Origin of the sequence: Mycobacterium sherrisii (assembly GCF_002102355.1) — a bacterium.
Classification (GTDB): domain Bacteria; phylum Actinomycetota; class Actinomycetes; order Mycobacteriales; family Mycobacteriaceae; genus Mycobacterium; species Mycobacterium sherrisii.
Map to the genome: position 1 here is coordinate 1 of NZ_LQPT01000063.1, position 2,861 is coordinate 2,861.

1 protein-coding gene is annotated in these 2,861 nt (G+C 68.1%); it reads left to right on the forward strand.

What is annotated here, in order from left to right:
• Positions 1–2,861, forward strand: a 2,861-nt coding sequence (locus tag AWC25_RS10090) for a condensation domain-containing protein (protein ID WP_244899491.1), incomplete at both ends; no start/stop codon positions are given.

Genomic DNA, 2,861 nt, shown 5'->3' on the forward strand with positions numbered 1-2,861 from the left:
CCCCCCAACACCCCACCATCAACCAACCCCCCACCACCGCCATCGAAGAAATCCTCACCGGCATCTACGCCCAAATCCTCGGCCACGACCACATCAACACCAACGACTCCTTCTTCGACCTCGGCGGCGACTCCATCTCGTCGATGCAAGTGGTCGCCCGGGCCCGCGCCGCAGGGGTATTGATCCGGCCCCGCGACATCTTCGTCGAGCAGACAGTCGAGCGGCTGGCCAGGGTGGCCACGGTGGCCATCGGCACGCCCGATACACACGATGACGGCGTCGGCGCGGTGCCGCCCACCCCGATCATGTACTGGCTGCGCGACGTGAATGGTCCCATCGGTGCGTTCAATCAGACGGTCGTGCTGCAAGCACCCGCCGACGCGACCGACGCCGATGTCCCGATACTGTTGCAGGCCTTGCTGGATCGGCACGCCACGCTTCGATTGCGCCTCGCCGACGGGTGGTCGCCGCACGTGCCAAAGGTCGGCGCCGTCGACGCGCAGAGCTGTGTGCGAGTCGTGGACACGTATTCGGAGCAAGCACTGGCCCAGGCCCGAGCCCGGTTGAACCCGGCCGCCGGGACCATGCTCAGCGCTTTGTGGATCACCTCGACCGGCCGACTGGTGTTGATTGTTCATCACCTGGCCGTGGACGCCGTGTCATGGCGAATCCTTGTGGAGGACCTCAACATTGCCTGGTCCCAGCATCGCAACGCTCAGCCGATCGCGCTGCCCGAGACGAGGACCTCGTTGGCCAGCTGGTCCTCGCTCTTGCACGAATACGCCGGCACGGCAGCGGTGCTGCGGCACGCCCCGGCATGGCGGGCGGTCGCCGCGGTTGCGCCGGCGCTGTCTGCGCCCACCACCGAGGACACCTACGCCAACGCGGGACAGCGGTCGGCGGAGCTCGAGTCCGACCTAACCCGCGCGCTGCTCGGCGAGGTTCCGGCCGCGTTTCACGCCGGCGTGCAAGACATCCTGTTGATCGCGTTCGGGTTGGCCTGGACGGAGTTCCTCGGCACGGCAGCACCCGTCGGCATCGACGTGGAGGGCCACGGCCGCCATGACGAGCTTGGCCCGCAGATCGACTTGTCGCGCACGGTGGGGTGGTTCACCACGAAGTATCCGGTGGCGTTGCAAACGGATTCGTTGAACTGGGAGCAGGTGCGCAGCGGCGAACCCACATTGGGTGCGGCGGTCAAAGCCGCCAAGGAACAACTGCGCGCGCTGCCCGACGGCCTGACCTACGGACTGCTGCGCTACTTGCACCCCGATGGCGACCTGGCGGACTTGGCGGGCGCCGACCCGGTGATCGGGTTCAACTACCTCGGTCGGCTCGGCGCCGCGGCCCAACTGTCCGATGAGCTCTGGCGGGTCAGCCCGGACAGCGTGGCGGTCGCCGCCGCGGCCGCCAGGATCTCAATGCCGTTGGGGCATACCGTCGAATTGAGTGCCGCCACCCTCGACACCGACTCCGGACCGCGGCTGCGGGCCACCTGGACCTGGGCGGTCTCCGCGCTGAACGATGAACAGATCGATCGTTTGAGCCGGCTGTGGTTCGAGGCGCTGGCCGGCATCTGCACCCACGTGCGCCGCGGTGGGGGCGGGCTGACGCCGTCGGACATCGCGCCGGCCCGGCTCAACCAGCCACAGATCGACGAGCTGTGCGAGCAGCACCGGATCGTAGACATCTTGCCGCTCACGCCGCTGCAGGAGGGACTGCTGTTTCACGCCAGCGCGGCCGCCGGCAACGCGGACGACGTGTACGCGATGCAGCTGGACCTGACTATCACCGGGCCGCTGGATCCCGATCGGCTGCGCGCGGCGGTCGGCACTGTCGTGCGCCGGCACCCCAACCTGGTCGCCCGGTTCTGCCGGCAGTTCGACGAACCGGTCCAGGTCATACCCGCCTTACCCGCCGCGCCGTGGACTCATTACGAAACCGGCGAAGAGGAAGAGATCCAACGGATCTGCGCCGCCGAGCGTGCGGCCGTCTGCGTGCTGGACGAACCGCCGGCATTCCGGGTGGCCTTGATCCGCATCGCGCAAGACGAGCACCGGTGCGTCCTGACCAATCACCACATCGTGCTGGACGGCTGGTCGCTGCCGATCCTGGCGCAGGAGATCTTCACCAGCTACTACGGGCAGCGCCTCCCGCCCGCCGCACCGTACCGCAGGTTTGTCACCTGGTTGGCCGAGCGAGATGTCGACGCCGCCGTCTCGGCCTGGCGGGAACTGCTGGCCGGCTTCGATACACCCACCCTGGTCGGTCCGCCGGGGCGGGTACGGCCGGGCCGGCGCGGTGTCGCCACCGGCACGTTGTCGGCGCGGACCACTGCCGACCTGGGCGACCTGGCCCGCCGTCACCACACCACGGTGAACACGGTGCTGCAGGCCGGGTGGGCGCAACTGCTGATGTCGCTGACCGGTCAGCAGGACATCGTCTTCGGCACCGCGGTGTCCGGGCGGCCGGCCGAGTTGGCCGGATCCGATTCGATGGTGGGCCTGCTGATCAACACGGTGCCGGTGCGGGCGACGGGCACGGCCACCACCACGGTTGCCGATCTGCTCGACCAACTGCACCGCGGTAACAACCTGACCCTCGAGCACCAGCATTTGGCGCTCAACGAGATTCACCGCGCCGTTGGCCATGACCAGTTGTTCGACACGCTGTTCGTTTACGAGAACTATCCGATCGACACCTCCCTGGCGCTCGCCGACGGGTTGGCCATCACCGCGCTGACCGCCCGCGAATACAACCACTACCCGCTCACCCTGCAGGCCATGCCCGGCGACGAACTGCGCCTGCGCGTCGAATACGACGTCGATGTGTTTGGGGTGGGTGTGGTGGGGGGGTTGCCC